Below are 12687 nucleotides of genomic sequence, written 5' to 3'. Positions count from 1 at the left end.
CCATGCTCGGCTATTGATTCATGCTGTCGAAGAAGTCTTCGTTGGTCTTCGAATTCTTCATCTTGTCGAGCAAGAATTCCATTGCGTCGATCGTGCCCATCTGCATCAGGATGCGACGGAGCACCCACTGCTTGCTGAGCTTGTCCTTGTCGACCAGCAGCTCTTCCTTACGCGTGCCCGACTTGCCGACGTCGAGCGCCGGGAAGACGCGCTTGTCGGCGACCTTGCGGTCGAGGACGATTTCGGAGTTACCCGTGCCCTTGAACTCTTCGAAGATCACCTCGTCCATGCGGCTGCCCGTGTCGATCAGCGCGGTGGCGATGATCGAGAGCGAGCCGCCCTCTTCGATGTTGCGCGCCGCACCGAAGAAGCGCTTCGGCCGCTGGAGTGCGTTGGCGTCGACACCGCCGGTCAGTACCTTGCCCGACGACGGCACGACGGTGTTGTAGGCGCGGCCGAGGCGCGTGATGCTGTCGAGCAGGATCACGACTTCCTTCTTGTGCTCAACCAGGCGCTTGGCCTTTTCGATCACCATTTCGGCAACCTGCACGTGGCGCTGCGCGGGTTCGTCGAAGGTCGAGGACACCACCTCGCCCTTCACGCTGCGCTGCATGTCGGTGACTTCCTCAGGCCGCTCGTCGATCAGCAGGACGAGCAGGAACACCTCGGGATGGTTGTCGGTGATCGCCTTGGCGATGTTCTGGAGCATCACCGTCTTGCCGACGCGCGGGGGGGCGACGATCAGCGTGCGCTGACCCTTGCCCTGCGGCGAGACGATGTCGATCACGCGCGCCGACTTGTCCTTCTGCGTCGGATCGGCGGGATCGAGCGTCAGCTTCGATTCCGGATACAGCGGCGTCAAATTGTCGAAGTTGACGCGGTGGCGCACCGCCTCGGGATCGTCGAAGTTCACCGAGGTGAGCTTGGTCAGCGCGAAATAGCGTTCGCCATCCTTGGGCGCGCGGATCTCGCCTTCGACGGTATCGCCCGTGCGCAGGCCGTGCTTGCGCACCTGATTGGGCGACACATAAATATCGTCCGGGCCGGCGAGATAATTCGCTTCCGGCGAACGCAGGAAGCCGAAGCCGTCCTGCAGCACCTCGATCGTGCCGAGGCCCATGATCTGGTCGCCATTCTCCGCCTGCACCTTCAGGATAGCGAACAGCAGATCCTGCTTGCGCAGCGTCGAGGCACCCTCGACCCCCAATTCCTCGGCCATGCTGACCAGGTCGGCGGGGGTCTTTTTCTTCAAGTCTTTAAGATGCATGGAATAATCCGAATGCGTAGGCAGTGGGGAGAGGCTTCAGATCGGCGAAGGAACCGCAGCGACGAACAGCCGGAGGAGGAACGCGGAGCCACCGGGCGGCGGCTCTACGCGTCGGCAGGAGGTAAGAGGGGGCAAGGCCCCCGTCAAGCGCAGAACAGCGTTGCGCCGCTCAGAACGGCTTCACGAACACCAGCACGACGATCACCGTCGCCAGCAGCGCCGGCACCTCGTTGATCATGCGCAACTTACGGCCATCGAGCCGCATCTCGCCGCGCGCCAGCCTTTTGGCATAGCCGACCGCCCAGCCGTGATAGCCCGATAGCAGCAGCACGAGGGCGAATTTGGCGTGCAGCCACCCTTCGCCCCAATGCTGGCCCACGGTGGCGAGCGTCAGGCCGAGCACCCACACCGCGATCATCGCCGGGGTGAGGATGATCGAGCGGATCTTGCCCTCGCGCTCCACCCACAGCGCCGCCTCGTCGCTACGCCCCGCCGCCAGCGCTTCCTGATGATAGACCAGATAGCGGGGCAGCATGAACAGGCCCGCCATCCAGAAGATGACGAAGATCACATGCGCTGCGACGATCCACAGATAGGCAGCTGCCAGGGCTTCCATCACGCGTTCCTTACCCGTTGGATCAGATGTTCGACATGCGCGATCGGGGTGAACTGGCCGATGCCATGGCCGAGGTTGAAGACGTGCGGCCGATCGCGGAACGCCGCGAGCACCCGGTCGATGCCCGCATCGAGGGCCGCACCGCCGGCGAGCAGTGCCAGCGGATCGAGATTGCCCTGCACCGGCAGCCCCTGCGGCAGCACCGCGTCCGCCCAGGCCGGATCGACCGTCTCGTCCAGTCCGATCGCATCGACGCCGGTTTCGCGGGCATAAGCGGGCAGCTTGCCCCCTGCCCCCTTCGGGAAGCCGATGATGACCGCGTTCGGGCACCGCGCGCGCAGCCCGGCGACGATCGCCGCATTGGGGGCGATCACCCAGCGTTCGAATTGATCGGGCGATAACGACCCCGCCCAGCTGTCGAACAGCTGCACCGCCTCGACCCCGCTTTCGATCTGGCGCGCGAGATAGTCGATGGTCATGCCGACGATCGCGTCGATGATCGCACCGAACGCAGCCCGGTCAGCATAGGCGAAACCGCGCGTCTCGCCCTGATCCTTCGACCCCTGCCCCGCCACCATATAGGTCGCCACCGTCCAGGGACTGCCGGCAAAGCCCAGAAAGGTGGTCTCTGGCGGCAAGGCGGCCGCCACCCGCGCACATGTTGCGTAGACCGGCTCGAGGCGCTGAGGCACCCGTTCCAGCGCGCCGAGCGCGTGATCGACCAACGGCGGGGTCAGCCGCGGTCCCTCGCCCGGCCCGAAGGTCAGGTCCTGGCCCAGAGCCCAGGGCACCATCAGAATGTCCGAGAACAGGATCGCGCCGTCGAAACCGAAGCGACGGATCGGTTGCAGCGTCACCTCCGCTGCGGCGACCGGATCGGTGGCCAGCGCGAGGAAGCCGCCCTTCTCCGCCCGCAGCGCGCGATACTCGGGCAGGTAGCGCCCCGCCTGTCGCATGAGCCACATCGGCGGCACAGCCGGTTTCGCGCCCTTCAGCGTGGCGAGCAGCGGCTTGTTCACAGGATCGGTCAGCGTCCTTCTTCCTATATAAAGATTCTTAGAAAGGATGATGAAGTGATTGGCACGTGGAATACGGGATAAGCGGTTTCATGCCCTAATCACCCACAGGTTGACGGGCAAGGACGCGCGGAATCGTGTCGATTCGGTTCGCGGTGTCCCCGTTTTCCACGATCTGTGGATAAAAACGTGCCATGTTGGCGAACATGTGGATGAAATGACGGTTGTCCACGCCGTCGGGGTCGCTTGGCGGACCTGCCGACTTGTCCTATCGATCATCCCCATGTTGTCCACAGGTCTGCCCCGGAGGTCGCGATGATGCGCCTCCACCTCCACCTCCTATCGGACTCGACTGGTGAGACGCTGGAGAACATCGCGAAGGCCGCCCTCGCGCAATATGATGACGTCGAGACGGTGCGGCATTTCTGGCCGATGGTCCGGACCGAGGCGCATCTGGAGCGGATTCTGCAAGAGATTGCGCAGAACCCCGGGCTGGTGATCTTCACGCTGGTGAACGCCGCGACCCGCCGTATCCTGGAGCAGCGGTGTCTGGCGCTTGGGTTGCCGGCGGTGGCGCCGCTCGATCCGGTCAACGATGCGCTGTCGGGATTGCTCGGCCAGCAGGCGAAGGCGCGGCCGGGGCGCCAGCATGCGCTGGACGCCGCCTATTTCGCCCGCGTCGATGCCATCCAATGGACGATCGCGCACGACGACGGCATCGCGCATGAGGATTGGGAAGAGGCGGATATCGTTCTGGCGGGCGTGTCGCGATCGTCGAAGACGCCGACCTCCATCTATCTTGCCAACCGCGGGTGGAAGACCGCGAATATCCCGATCGTCGTCGAAAGCCCGCCGCCGCGGATGCTGTTCGACCTGAAGCGGCCGCTCGTCGTCGGGCTGACGACCAGCGCGGACCGGCTGATCCAGATCCGGCGCAACCGCCTGCTCTCGCTCAACCAGATGCCGGATACCGCTTATGTCGAGGAGGAAGCGGTGACGCGCGAGATCGCCTTTGCGCGGCGGATGTTCGCCGACAACGGCTGGCCGGTGATCGACGTGACGCGCCGTTCGATTGAGGAGACGGCTGCGGCGATCATCGCGCTGGCGAACGAGCGGAAGGGGTGATCCCCTGTGCCCCCTATATGGGTCATCCCGGCGAACGCCGGGACCCACGGTCACGAGCCACTCTTAGTGTGCGTCACATCGGAATGCGTCGTATCCAGGGATCCCGGCGTTCGCCGGGATGACGAATGAAGGTGTGATCGTGAACCAACCCCTCCTCCTCGCCTCGCAGAGCGCTTCGCGCCGCGCGATGCTCACCGCGGCGGGCGTCCCGTTCGATGCGACTGCCGCGGGCGTCGACGAGGATGCCGCCAAGGCGTCGCTCATCGGTCGATCCCCGCGCGACCTTGCCGATGCGCTTGCCGAATTGAAGGCGGTGAAGGTCAGCCTGCGCCACGCCGACCGGCTGGTGCTCGGCAGCGACAGCGTCGTCGCGCTCGCCGATGGGCGGCTGCTCGATAAGCCCGAGAGCCGCGAACAGGCCGCCGAACATCTCGCCGCCATGTCGGGCACGCGTCATGAATTGTGGAGCGCCGCAGTAATCGCCGAAGCCGGACGCCCGGTCTGGCGCCACGTCGAGGCGGCGCGGATGCATGTCCGCCCCCTCTCCCCCGCCTTCATCCAGGCGTATCTCGACCAGGAATGGCCGGCGATCAGCGGCTGCGTCGGCTGTTATCGGATCGAAGGGCCCGGGGCGCAGCTGTTCAGCCGGATTGACGGCAGCCAGTTCACCGTGCTGGGCCTGCCGCTACTCAGCGTGCTCGACTATCTGCGCGTCCGCGGGATGCTACTCGCATGAACGGCGATCGCGCGTTGGCCATCATCGTGGCGGTGATCGCCGGCCTTGGCCTGCCGTTCGCGGCGATGGCGATTCTGTTTTCGCCGATGCTCTACGATTCACCGAATGCGGGCGGATGGCCGCTGACCGTGCTATTCGTCGGCCTGATGTCTGCCTTGCCCTGCCTGATCGGGGCGCTGATCCTCGGCATCGTGGCGGCGCTCGCAAAGTTTGCCGCGAAACGTCGTCCCTTGCTGCTCGCCGCCATCCTCGCGCTCGCCGCGCCGGTCGTGCTGATCGGTGTGGGCGCACTCACCATCGACCTCGTTTGCGACGGTCGCTTCGAATGCCGGAATCCTTCATGACCCCTTATGCCGAAGTGGTCGGCGATCCGATCGCCCAGTCGAAATCGCCGGTCATCCATCGCTTCTGGCTCGATCAGCTGGGCCTCGACGCCGACTATCGCAAGACGCTGGTGACGACCGACGACCTGCCGCGCTTCTTCGCCGAGCGGCGCGACGATCCCGCCTGGCGTGGCTGCAACATCACGATGCCGCACAAGCTTGCCGCGCTCGATCATGTCGAGGATCGCGGGGACGTGCGCGGCGGCATCGGCGCGATCAACACCGTCTTCCGTGCGGAGGACGGCGCGCTGGTCGGGACCAACACCGATGCCGGCGGCTTCTATGCGCCGATCGCCGGGTTCGATTTCGCCGATCGGCCGGTGACGGTGATCGGGGCCGGCGGCGCGGCGCGTGCCGTCTTGTTCGCGCTCGCCCGAATGGACATGGGGCCGGTGACGCTGCTCAACCGCAACGTGTTGAAGGCCGGGGTGTTGCTGTCGTCCTTCGGCCTCAAGGGGCAGGCGCTGCCGCTGACGGCACCGGTGCCGCCCGACACGGCACTGCTGGTCAACGCCAGCACGCTGGGCATGACCGGCCAGCCCCCCCTGCCCGTCGATCTGCCCGACCTGGACGACGATAGCGTCGTGTACGACATCGTCTATTCGCCGCTCGAAACGCCGCTGCTCGCGGCGGCGCGTGCGCGGGGGTTGGAGACGGTCGATGGACTCGAGATGCTGATCGGCCAGGCGGCGCTGGCGTTCGAACTGTTCTTCGGCGTCGCACCCCCACGCGATCGCGACGAGGAGCTTCGCGAAGCGCTGCTCACGTGACCGCTACGTCGCTGGGGCGTCCGCTGATTCTCGGCCTCACGGGCTCGATCGGAATGGGCAAGTCGACGGTTGCCACTATGTTTGCCGACGACGCCGTGCCTGTGTTCGACGCCGATGCTACAGTGCATCGCCTGCAAGGCCCCGGCGGCCGCGTCGTCGCCGCGATCGAGGCGGCGTTTCCCGGCACCACATCGGATATGGGTGTGGACCGGGCGAAGCTGTCGGCGGCCGTCCTTGGCGATGACGACGCGATGCGTCGGCTGGAGGGGATCGTCCACCCCGCCGTGGCGGAAGAGCGTGCGGCTTTCCTCGCCGCCAACGCCGATGCGCCGTTCGTCGTCTTCGACATTCCCCTGCTCTTCGAAACCGGCGGCGACGCGCACGTTGACCGGATCGCGGTCGTCTCAGCAGCGCCCGAGGTGCAGCGGGCACGCACCCTCACCCGACCCGGCATGACGCCCGCCAAGTTCGACGCCATCCTCGCGCGCCAAATGCCCGATGCGGAGAAACGCGCGCGCGCCGACGTCATCATCGCCACCGATGTTGCGATCGACCAGACGCGAGAGGCCGTCCGCCGCGTCATCGCTTGCATGAGGGCCGAAGCAGGCGGATAAGAGGGTAATGCGTGAGATCGTCTTCGATACCGAGACCACCGGCTTCAAATTCAGCGAAGGCGATCGGTTGGTTGAAATCGGCTGCGTCGAGATGATCAACCGGGTCGAAACCGGCCGCACCTTTCACGCTTATTACCACCCCGAACGCGACATGCCGGCCGATGCGGAGCGTATCCATGGCCTGTCCGCGGCGTTCCTGTCGAAGTTTCCGGTGTTCGCCGAGGGCGTGGCGGAGCTGCTCGACTTTCTGGGCGATGCGCCGCTCGTCGCGCACAACGCCTCGTTCGACTTCGGCTTCCTGAACGGCGAGCTGGGCGCGCTCGGCTTCCCGCCGATCTGCCATAAGACGCGGATGGTCGACACGCTGCAGATCGCGCGCAGCCGCCATCCGGGGGCCAAGCATACGCTCGATGCGCTCTGCACCCGCTATGGCGTCGATCGATCGCACCGTGTCCACCATGGCGCGCTGCTCGACGCGCAGCTGCTGGCGCAGGTCTATGTCGAGCTGATGGGCGGACGGCAGATCGGCCTGGGGCTGGTCAGCGAGGTCGCGACCGCAGACGCACTGGCGCCGGTCGTGCGCCGCCCAGTCACGGTGCGTCCGCCCCGCACCTTTCGCCCGTCCGAGGCGGAACTTGCCGCCCACGCGGCATTTGTTTCCAAGTTGCAGGATCCAATCTGGGGGGTCGCGGCGTTCGATTAACGCCAACCGGGCAAAGGCCAACAGGTCAGCCCCTATCAATGGAGAAGACGATGGATATCCGGATTTCTGGTCATCAGGTCGCAACCGGCGACGCGCTCAAGGATCATGTGAGCGACCGGCTTCAGGGTATCGCCACCAAGCATTTCGCGCGCGCCATCTCGTCCGAGGTGACGTTTGGCAAGGGGCCGCACGACGTCGGCTTCCGCTGCGATATCGTGGTACACGTCATGAAGGGCCTGGTGCTGAAGGGCAGCCACCAGGCGCAAGAGGCACACCTCGCGTTCGACGGGGCGGCGGGAAAGATCGAGACCCAGCTGCGCCGCTATATGCGCCGCCTGAAGGACCGCCACGCCAGCGAGGCCGCGGCGATCCAGGAGGATCTGGGTTATGACAACGCGGGTTATACGCTGTTCCAGGAACCAGCCGCCACCGAAGAGGATGTGGGCGACGCGCCGCTCATCATCGCTGAAACGCGCGTCGACATTCCCGATGCCAGCGTGTCGGATGCGGTGATGATGCTCGATCTGCGCAACACCGCTGCCCTTTTGTTCAAGAATGCGGGCACCGGCGCGTACAATATGGTCTATCGTCGCGGCGACGGCACCATCGGCTGGGTTGAGCCGCAGCGCGGCAGCGTGCAGGCACAGCAGCCCGCCGCAAGCTGATCTTTCCACCCCCCGCCGGTACTGTTACGGGCCCGGCGGGGCCCTTTTCTTTTATTCGAGACCGGGATGAACGACTTCAGCGATCTGCTGCGCCCCGAGGCGGTCTATAAGGACGTCGCCGTCGCGCATAAAAAGGCCCTGTTCGCGCAGCTTGCGACCGCGGCAGAGAGCCTGGGCATCGACGGTCGCCTGACCGCCGAACTGCTGGCGGCGCGCGAGAAGATCGGCTCGACCGGCTTCGGCGGCGGAGTCGCCATCCCGCATGCGCGCCTGCCCGATCTGCCGGCAGTGACCGGCGTCTTCATGCGCCTTGCCCAGCCGATCGAATTCGACGCGGTCGACGATCTGCCCGTCGATCTGGTGTTCATGCTGCTGTCGCCGATCGATGCCGGTGCGGATCACCTGAAGGCGCTCGCCCGCGTGTCGCGGCGCTTGCGCGACCGGACGTTCCTTACCAAGCTGCGCGGCGCGGGTTCGCCCGATGCGCTGTACGCGCTGTTCACCGCCGACGCGGCACGCGACGCGGCGTGAGCGGGACGACTGACGACAGCGGCGCACAGGCGCATTATCGCAGCCTCGAATCGCTCTACGCTGCCGCACCGATCAACCGCCTGTTCGAATCACGGCTGGAAATCGTTGCGGCGGGTGTCGCGCGCATCCACTTCCTGATCGGGCCCGAACATTATCACGCGGCGGGCGCCGCGCACGGCACCAGCTATTTCAAGATGCTGGACGACGCCGCTTTCTATGCGGCGAACAGCCTGGTCACCGACCGGTTTCTGTTGACCACCGCGTTCAATCTGCTGCTCACCCGGCCGATGAAGGCGGGGCCCGTCATTGCCGAGGGGCGGTGGATCAGCGGCAAGCGCCGCGTCTACGTCGCCGATGCGCGGCTGATCGACGCCGATGGCGAGGAGGCGGCGCGCGGCACCGGCACTTTCATGCGCTCGCAGATCGCGCTGTCCGGTCTGCCGGGCTATCGCGCCGCACCGTGAGCGACCGGCTGCCGACGCACCTGATGGTCGGCGCGCTGCTGCGCCGGGTCAACGATGCCGGTGGCATGGCGATGGTGCGGGCGAAGGGCGACCCGCAAGGGGGCGCGATTCTGCTGTTGATCGAGTCCCGTTCATCTCCGGTTCGGGTTCTCGAACGCACGATCACCTTCGATGGCGTGGCGATTCTAGCCGAATCGGTCCCGCCCGATGGTGCCGAAGCCTATTGGCGGCGGCGTTGCAGTCGCGACCCCGATCTGTGGGTCGTCGAACTGGATATCCCGGAAGCCGAACGGTTCGCCGCTGAAACGATCCTGTTGAATTGACTCGTGACGGCTGTGTGACGATGGCTCGCGCACGTTGAATGCGCGTTGTGCCGCGCCTGGGTGCGATCCGGGTCGGTGACGCAGTCGGGGGGATGCCCGGACGATCAGCCTGACTGATCGGGTCCGTGGTCCAACCGCATATCGAATACGTTGATGACGATTTTGCAGCGCGCCGCGGCTATCGCGGTGATGTCTTTCTCTCTGGCGGGCCTGATCAGCCACAGCTCGCCGGTCCGGGCCTCGGATCTGAATCGCACCGCGATTCCCGCACCGACCGCCCCCTCTACCGATCCGGTCGTTCCGGCATCGGTCCCCGTCTCTCCCGCTCCCGGTACCGCGACGTTCGGACCCGCTCAGCCGGTGGTCCAGCCGCTCCCCACGGTCGAAGCCAGCGAAGACGAAGACTATAACAGCCTCGCCGAAGCCGTTGCCGCGCAGGACAGCGCCGACGTCGACGAGACGCAGCGCTGCCTCGCCGGCGCGATCTATTTCGAATCGAAGGGCGAACCGCTCGCGGGTCAGCTCGCCGTCGCCAACGTCATCATCAACCGCTCGAAGTCGGGCCGCTTCCCCAGCGACATCTGTTCGGTCGTAAAGCAGCGCGGCCAGTTCAGCTTCGTACGCCACGGTGAAATCCCGGCGATCGACGAAGGCCGCGCGACCTATCGCACCGCCCTCGCCGTCGCGCGCGTCGCGCTGGATGCGGCCTGGGACAGCCCGGCTCCCAAGGCGCTGTTCTTCAACACGCCGAACCGTCGCCCCGGTGCCAATGTCACCAAGATCGCGATGATCGGCAACCACGTCTTCTATCGCTGATCCGCAACGGGGCGCTTGCCTCGTTCGCTGAATGTTCTAAACCGGGGTCATGCTCGACATGGCTCCGGTTTCTTGCGTTGAGGGCGGCGATCCCGCGATCTGCGCCGCCGACGTCGCGCGCGGCGTCACGCGGATGCTGCTGCGCCACGACCTCGTCACCATTCCCGAAGTTCCGCTGGACGGCGGCCGCCGTGCCGACCTGATGGCGATCGACGCGCGCGGGCAGTTGGTGATCGTCGAGATCAAGGTATCGCGCGCCGACCTGATGGGGGACGGCAAATGGCCGGACTATCTCGGTCACTGCGACCGTTATTATTGGGCGGTGCCGGCGGGGTTCGATACCGCCCCGCTGGACGGCTCGGCTTTCCTGCCGGAACGCACCGGCGTCATCGTTGCCGATCGCTATGACGCGGCGATCCTGCGCGAGGCGCATAGCGTGCCGCTGGCTGCGCACGTTCGCAAACGCTGCATCCTCGCCTTCGCGCGGCGTGCGGCGCGACGGCTGACGGGACTCACCGATCCGGAGGCGTTCGTCTGAGCGACGTCAGAGCTGGTGGCCAGTCCGGTCCCGCTTCGTCGCCAGATAGCGTGCATTGTGGGGGTTGGGCGGCAGGGCGTGCGCGACGCGTTCGATCACCGTCACGCCCGCCGCTTCCAGTCCCGCGACCTTGGCCGGATTGTTGGTCAACAGTCGCACGCTGCGCTGCCCCAGCAACGATAGCATCCGCGCCGCCACGCCGAAATCGCGCGCGTCGATCGCAAAGCCCAGCCGGGTGTTGGCATCGACCGTATCGAACCCCTGGTCCTGCAGGGCATAGGCGCGCAGCTTGTTGACCAGGCCGATCCCGCGGCCTTCCTGCCGCAGATACAGCAAGATCCCCCAGCCCTGCGCCTTGATCGCCTCGATCGCCGCGCGCAGTTGCGGCCCGCAGTCGCATTTCAGGCTGCCGAGCACATCGCCGGTCAGGCATTCGCTATGCAGGCGGACCAACGGCGGTGATCCATTGGGCTGGCCAACCAATAGTGCGACATGTTCGTCGCTCGAGTCGGGCGAGCGAAACGCGACGATCTCGGCATCCTCCGCACCGTCGACCGGCAGCCGGGCGCGGGTTGCCAGACGCAAAGCGCTGGATGCCTGATGCGCGTCGATCGCGGCGGGATCGATCGTCACCTCGGCACCGGTGCCGTCGAGGAAGAAGGCCGGCAGCAGTCCCGCGATCCGCGCCAGTCGAATCGCCGCGAGGCTCGCCGCCGGGCGATCGATCACCATCGTGCGGAACGGCCCTTTCAGCGGCGTCGCGAGATCGAATTGCGGGTCGGCGAGCGCGACCGCGGTGGAAAAGTCGAGCCACGGCGCCGGCTCGATCGCGACCGGCGTATCGGGATCGGCGGCGGCGAGCTGGTTGGTCAGCTTCAGCGTCGCGGCGCGGCCGTTGGAGATGAGTAGCGGGAATGCGCCCCCGCCCACGAAGGATTCGAGCCCGATCGGGTCCGCAGTCTCGACCGCGAGCAGGGGCAGGGGGGCCTCACCCGGCGCGGCGATGGCGATCGGCCAGCCGCGGCGCAGCGCGTCGATCGCACGCGCGACATCGCGGGCGGACGCGCTCATCAGAAGGCGAACTCGGTCAGGATCGGCACATGGTCCGACGGGCTGAGCCAGCTGCGGCACGCCTCGTGCACGACATGGCTGGTCGCCTTTTCGGCAACGTCGCGCGTCGCCCACATATGGTCGAGCCGGCGGCCGCGGTCGTTCTTGGTCCAGTCGGGCGAGCGATAGCTCCACCAGGTGTGGAGGCGCGCGGGGGCGGGGTGGAAATGCCGCCCCAAGTCGACCCAATCGTTCGAGGCCTGGAGGCGATCGAGCGCCTCGACCTCGATGGGGGTGTGGCTGACGACCTTCAGCAGGGCCTTGTGGCTCCATACGTCGCTGGGCAGCGGTGCGATATTGAAGTCGCCGGTCAGGATGGTCGGCACGTCGAGGGCCTCCGACCAGCGCGTCATCCGTTCGACGAAGTCGAGCTTCTGGCCGAACTTGGGGTTCACGTCACGATCGGGGACGTCGCCGCCGGCGGGGACGTAGACATTCTCCAGCCGCACGCCGTTGGGCAGGCGGACGCCGACGTGGCGCGCTTCCTGGTTCGCCTGCCAGTCGAAGCGGTCGTCTTCGATCAGCGGCACGCGGCTCAGGATCGCGACGCCATGGTGCATGCGCTGGCCGTGAATGACGATGTGGTCGTAGCCCAGCGCGCGGAAGGCAGCGAAGGGGAAGTCGGCGTCGATGACCTTGGTTTCCTGGAGGCACAGGATATCGGGTTCCACCTCGCGCAGGAACTGTTCGACGATGGCGATCCGGAAGCGGACCGAATTGATGTTCCAGGAGACGATCTTCACGCCGGTGCATCTAGGCGGGGGCGGGGAGGGGAGCAAGGTTGGCCAAGGCTTCGGGCGCGTCATGGGCCAAGCCCATGACGTCGGACGGGCCCTGCTCGCCGGGCGAGTTTTTGGCGAGTGGGCGCCGGCACGGCGCTCGCCGCCATAAATGGAAAGGCCCCCGCTCCGGGGGCATGGAGCGAGGGCCGACCTAGCGTTCGTCACGCAGGCGGGAAGTGGTTGATGGTCATCCGGGCAACAGGGGGAAAAAATCCCGAACGCCCCACA

At 66.2% G+C, this 12687-nt stretch carries 17 protein-coding genes; 12 read left to right on the top strand and 5 right to left on the bottom strand.

Annotated features, from left to right (window positions below; genetic code table 11):
- Positions 1-10: 10 nt before the first annotated feature.
- The 3 genes from rho to hemE all read right to left on the bottom strand — a co-directional run bounded on the left by rho (position 11) and on the right by hemE (position 2902).
- Complete coding sequence (rho, locus tag ACGVWT_RS08270; RefSeq protein ID WP_394425942.1) at positions 11-1267, bottom strand: transcription termination factor Rho; 1257 nt, start codon at positions 1265-1267, stop codon at positions 11-13.
- A gap of 169 nt (positions 1268-1436) precedes the next feature.
- Positions 1437-1883, bottom strand: a complete 447-nt coding sequence (locus ACGVWT_RS08265; protein ID WP_116460169.1) for a CopD family protein — start codon at positions 1881-1883, stop codon at positions 1437-1439.
- Positions 1883-2902, bottom strand: a complete 1020-nt coding sequence (gene hemE / locus ACGVWT_RS08260) for a uroporphyrinogen decarboxylase (RefSeq protein WP_315460952.1) — start codon at positions 2900-2902, stop codon at positions 1883-1885. The genes ACGVWT_RS08265 and hemE overlap by 1 nt, the downstream gene beginning before the upstream one ends.
- A 312-nt stretch (positions 2903-3214) precedes the next feature.
- Between hemE and ACGVWT_RS08255 the strand changes: the two genes are divergently transcribed.
- The 12 genes from ACGVWT_RS08255 to ACGVWT_RS08200 all read left to right on the top strand — a co-directional run bounded on the left by ACGVWT_RS08255 (position 3215) and on the right by ACGVWT_RS08200 (position 10567).
- Complete coding sequence (locus tag ACGVWT_RS08255) at positions 3215-4024, top strand: pyruvate, water dikinase regulatory protein (RefSeq protein ID WP_017980517.1); 810 nt, start codon at positions 3215-3217, stop codon at positions 4022-4024.
- Positions 4025-4163: 139 nt separating this feature from the next.
- Positions 4164-4760, top strand: coding sequence for a nucleoside triphosphate pyrophosphatase (locus ACGVWT_RS08250; RefSeq protein ID WP_315460953.1), 597 nt, complete (start codon positions 4164-4166; stop codon positions 4758-4760).
- Positions 4757-5104 carry a hypothetical protein gene (locus ACGVWT_RS08245; protein WP_244057289.1) on the top strand — a complete coding sequence of 116 codons (348 nt, stop codon included), beginning with the start codon at positions 4757-4759 and terminating at the stop codon, positions 5102-5104. The genes ACGVWT_RS08250 and ACGVWT_RS08245 overlap by 4 nt, the downstream gene beginning before the upstream one ends.
- Positions 5101-5913: a shikimate dehydrogenase gene (locus ACGVWT_RS08240; RefSeq protein ID WP_315460954.1), complete on the top strand. Its 813-nt coding sequence runs from the start codon at positions 5101-5103 to the stop codon at positions 5911-5913. The genes ACGVWT_RS08245 and ACGVWT_RS08240 overlap by 4 nt, the downstream gene beginning before the upstream one ends.
- An 11-nt stretch (positions 5914-5924) precedes the next feature.
- On the top strand, positions 5925-6527 hold the full coding sequence (gene coaE, locus ACGVWT_RS08235) for a dephospho-CoA kinase (RefSeq protein ID WP_315461025.1): 603 nt from the start codon (positions 5925-5927) through the stop codon (positions 6525-6527).
- A 7-nt stretch (positions 6528-6534) separates the two neighbouring features.
- Positions 6535-7230, top strand: a complete 696-nt coding sequence (gene dnaQ, locus ACGVWT_RS08230) for a DNA polymerase III subunit epsilon (protein ID WP_315460955.1) — start codon at positions 6535-6537, stop codon at positions 7228-7230.
- A 50-nt stretch (positions 7231-7280) separates the two neighbouring features.
- On the top strand, positions 7281-7895 hold the full coding sequence (hpf, locus tag ACGVWT_RS08225; RefSeq protein WP_043061065.1) for a ribosome hibernation-promoting factor, HPF/YfiA family: 615 nt from the start codon (positions 7281-7283) through the stop codon (positions 7893-7895).
- 66 nt (positions 7896-7961) lie between these two features.
- Positions 7962-8426, top strand: coding sequence for a PTS sugar transporter subunit IIA (locus tag ACGVWT_RS08220; protein ID WP_315460956.1), 465 nt, complete (start codon positions 7962-7964; stop codon positions 8424-8426).
- Positions 8423-8890, top strand: a complete 468-nt coding sequence (locus tag ACGVWT_RS08215) for a PaaI family thioesterase (RefSeq protein WP_116460163.1) — start codon at positions 8423-8425, stop codon at positions 8888-8890. Before ACGVWT_RS08220 ends, ACGVWT_RS08215 begins: the two co-directional genes overlap by 4 nt.
- Positions 8887-9213: a DUF1491 family protein gene (locus ACGVWT_RS08210; RefSeq protein WP_315460957.1), complete on the top strand. Its 327-nt coding sequence runs from the start codon at positions 8887-8889 to the stop codon at positions 9211-9213. The genes ACGVWT_RS08215 and ACGVWT_RS08210 overlap by 4 nt, the downstream gene beginning before the upstream one ends.
- A gap of 153 nt (positions 9214-9366) precedes the next feature.
- Positions 9367-10029: a cell wall hydrolase gene (locus ACGVWT_RS08205; RefSeq protein WP_315460958.1), complete on the top strand. Its 663-nt coding sequence runs from the start codon at positions 9367-9369 to the stop codon at positions 10027-10029.
- A gap of 49 nt (positions 10030-10078) precedes the next feature.
- The gene (locus tag ACGVWT_RS08200; protein WP_315460959.1) at positions 10079-10567 is read left to right on the top strand and encodes an MmcB family DNA repair protein; all 489 of its coding nucleotides are present in this window, start codon (positions 10079-10081) and stop codon (positions 10565-10567) included.
- Between the two features lie 6 nt (positions 10568-10573).
- Here ACGVWT_RS08200 and ribA read toward each other — a convergent pair whose 3' ends face one another.
- Together ribA and ACGVWT_RS08190 are read right to left on the bottom strand one after the other, a co-directional pair.
- The gene (gene ribA / locus ACGVWT_RS08195; protein WP_315460960.1) at positions 10574-11638 is read right to left on the bottom strand and encodes a GTP cyclohydrolase II; all 1065 of its coding nucleotides are present in this window, start codon (positions 11636-11638) and stop codon (positions 10574-10576) included.
- A complete protein-coding gene (locus ACGVWT_RS08190) occupies positions 11638-12420 on the bottom strand; it encodes an exodeoxyribonuclease III (protein ID WP_315460961.1) in 783 nt (260 codons plus the stop codon). The genes ribA and ACGVWT_RS08190 overlap by 1 nt, the downstream gene beginning before the upstream one ends.
- Between the last annotated feature and the right edge of the window lie 267 nt (positions 12421-12687).

The organism is Sphingomonas sp. S6, from assembly GCF_043498045.1.
In the GTDB taxonomy this organism is placed as follows: Bacteria; Pseudomonadota; Alphaproteobacteria; order Sphingomonadales; family Sphingomonadaceae; genus Sphingomonas.
The sequence above is the reverse complement of the archived record's forward strand: the minus strand, read 5'-3'. Positions and strand labels throughout refer to the sequence as shown.

Bases quoted from the DNA above. Each gene is read 5' to 3' on its own strand.
- rho (WP_394425942.1), bottom strand. From the start codon at position 1,267: ATGCATCTTAAAGACTTGAAGAAAAAGACCCCCGCCGACCTGGTCAGC.
- ACGVWT_RS08265 (WP_116460169.1), bottom strand. From the start codon at position 1,883: ATGGAAGCCCTGGCAGCTGCCTATCTGTGGATCGTCGCAGCGCATGTG.
- ACGVWT_RS08255 (WP_017980517.1), top strand. From the start codon at position 3,215: ATGATGCGCCTCCACCTCCACCTCCTATCGGACTCGACTGGTGAGACG.
- ACGVWT_RS08245 (WP_244057289.1), top strand. From the start codon at position 4,757: ATGAACGGCGATCGCGCGTTGGCCATCATCGTGGCGGTGATCGCCGGC.
- ACGVWT_RS08240 (WP_315460954.1), top strand. From the start codon at position 5,101: ATGACCCCTTATGCCGAAGTGGTCGGCGATCCGATCGCCCAGTCGAAA.
- dnaQ (WP_315460955.1), top strand. From the start codon at position 6,535: ATGCGTGAGATCGTCTTCGATACCGAGACCACCGGCTTCAAATTCAGC.
- hpf (WP_043061065.1), top strand. From the start codon at position 7,281: ATGGATATCCGGATTTCTGGTCATCAGGTCGCAACCGGCGACGCGCTC.
- ACGVWT_RS08220 (WP_315460956.1), top strand. From the start codon at position 7,962: ATGAACGACTTCAGCGATCTGCTGCGCCCCGAGGCGGTCTATAAGGAC.
- ACGVWT_RS08205 (WP_315460958.1), top strand. From the start codon at position 9,367: ATGACGATTTTGCAGCGCGCCGCGGCTATCGCGGTGATGTCTTTCTCT.
- ACGVWT_RS08200 (WP_315460959.1), top strand. From the start codon at position 10,079: ATGCTCGACATGGCTCCGGTTTCTTGCGTTGAGGGCGGCGATCCCGCG.
- ribA (WP_315460960.1), bottom strand. From the start codon at position 11,638: ATGAGCGCGTCCGCCCGCGATGTCGCGCGTGCGATCGACGCGCTGCGC.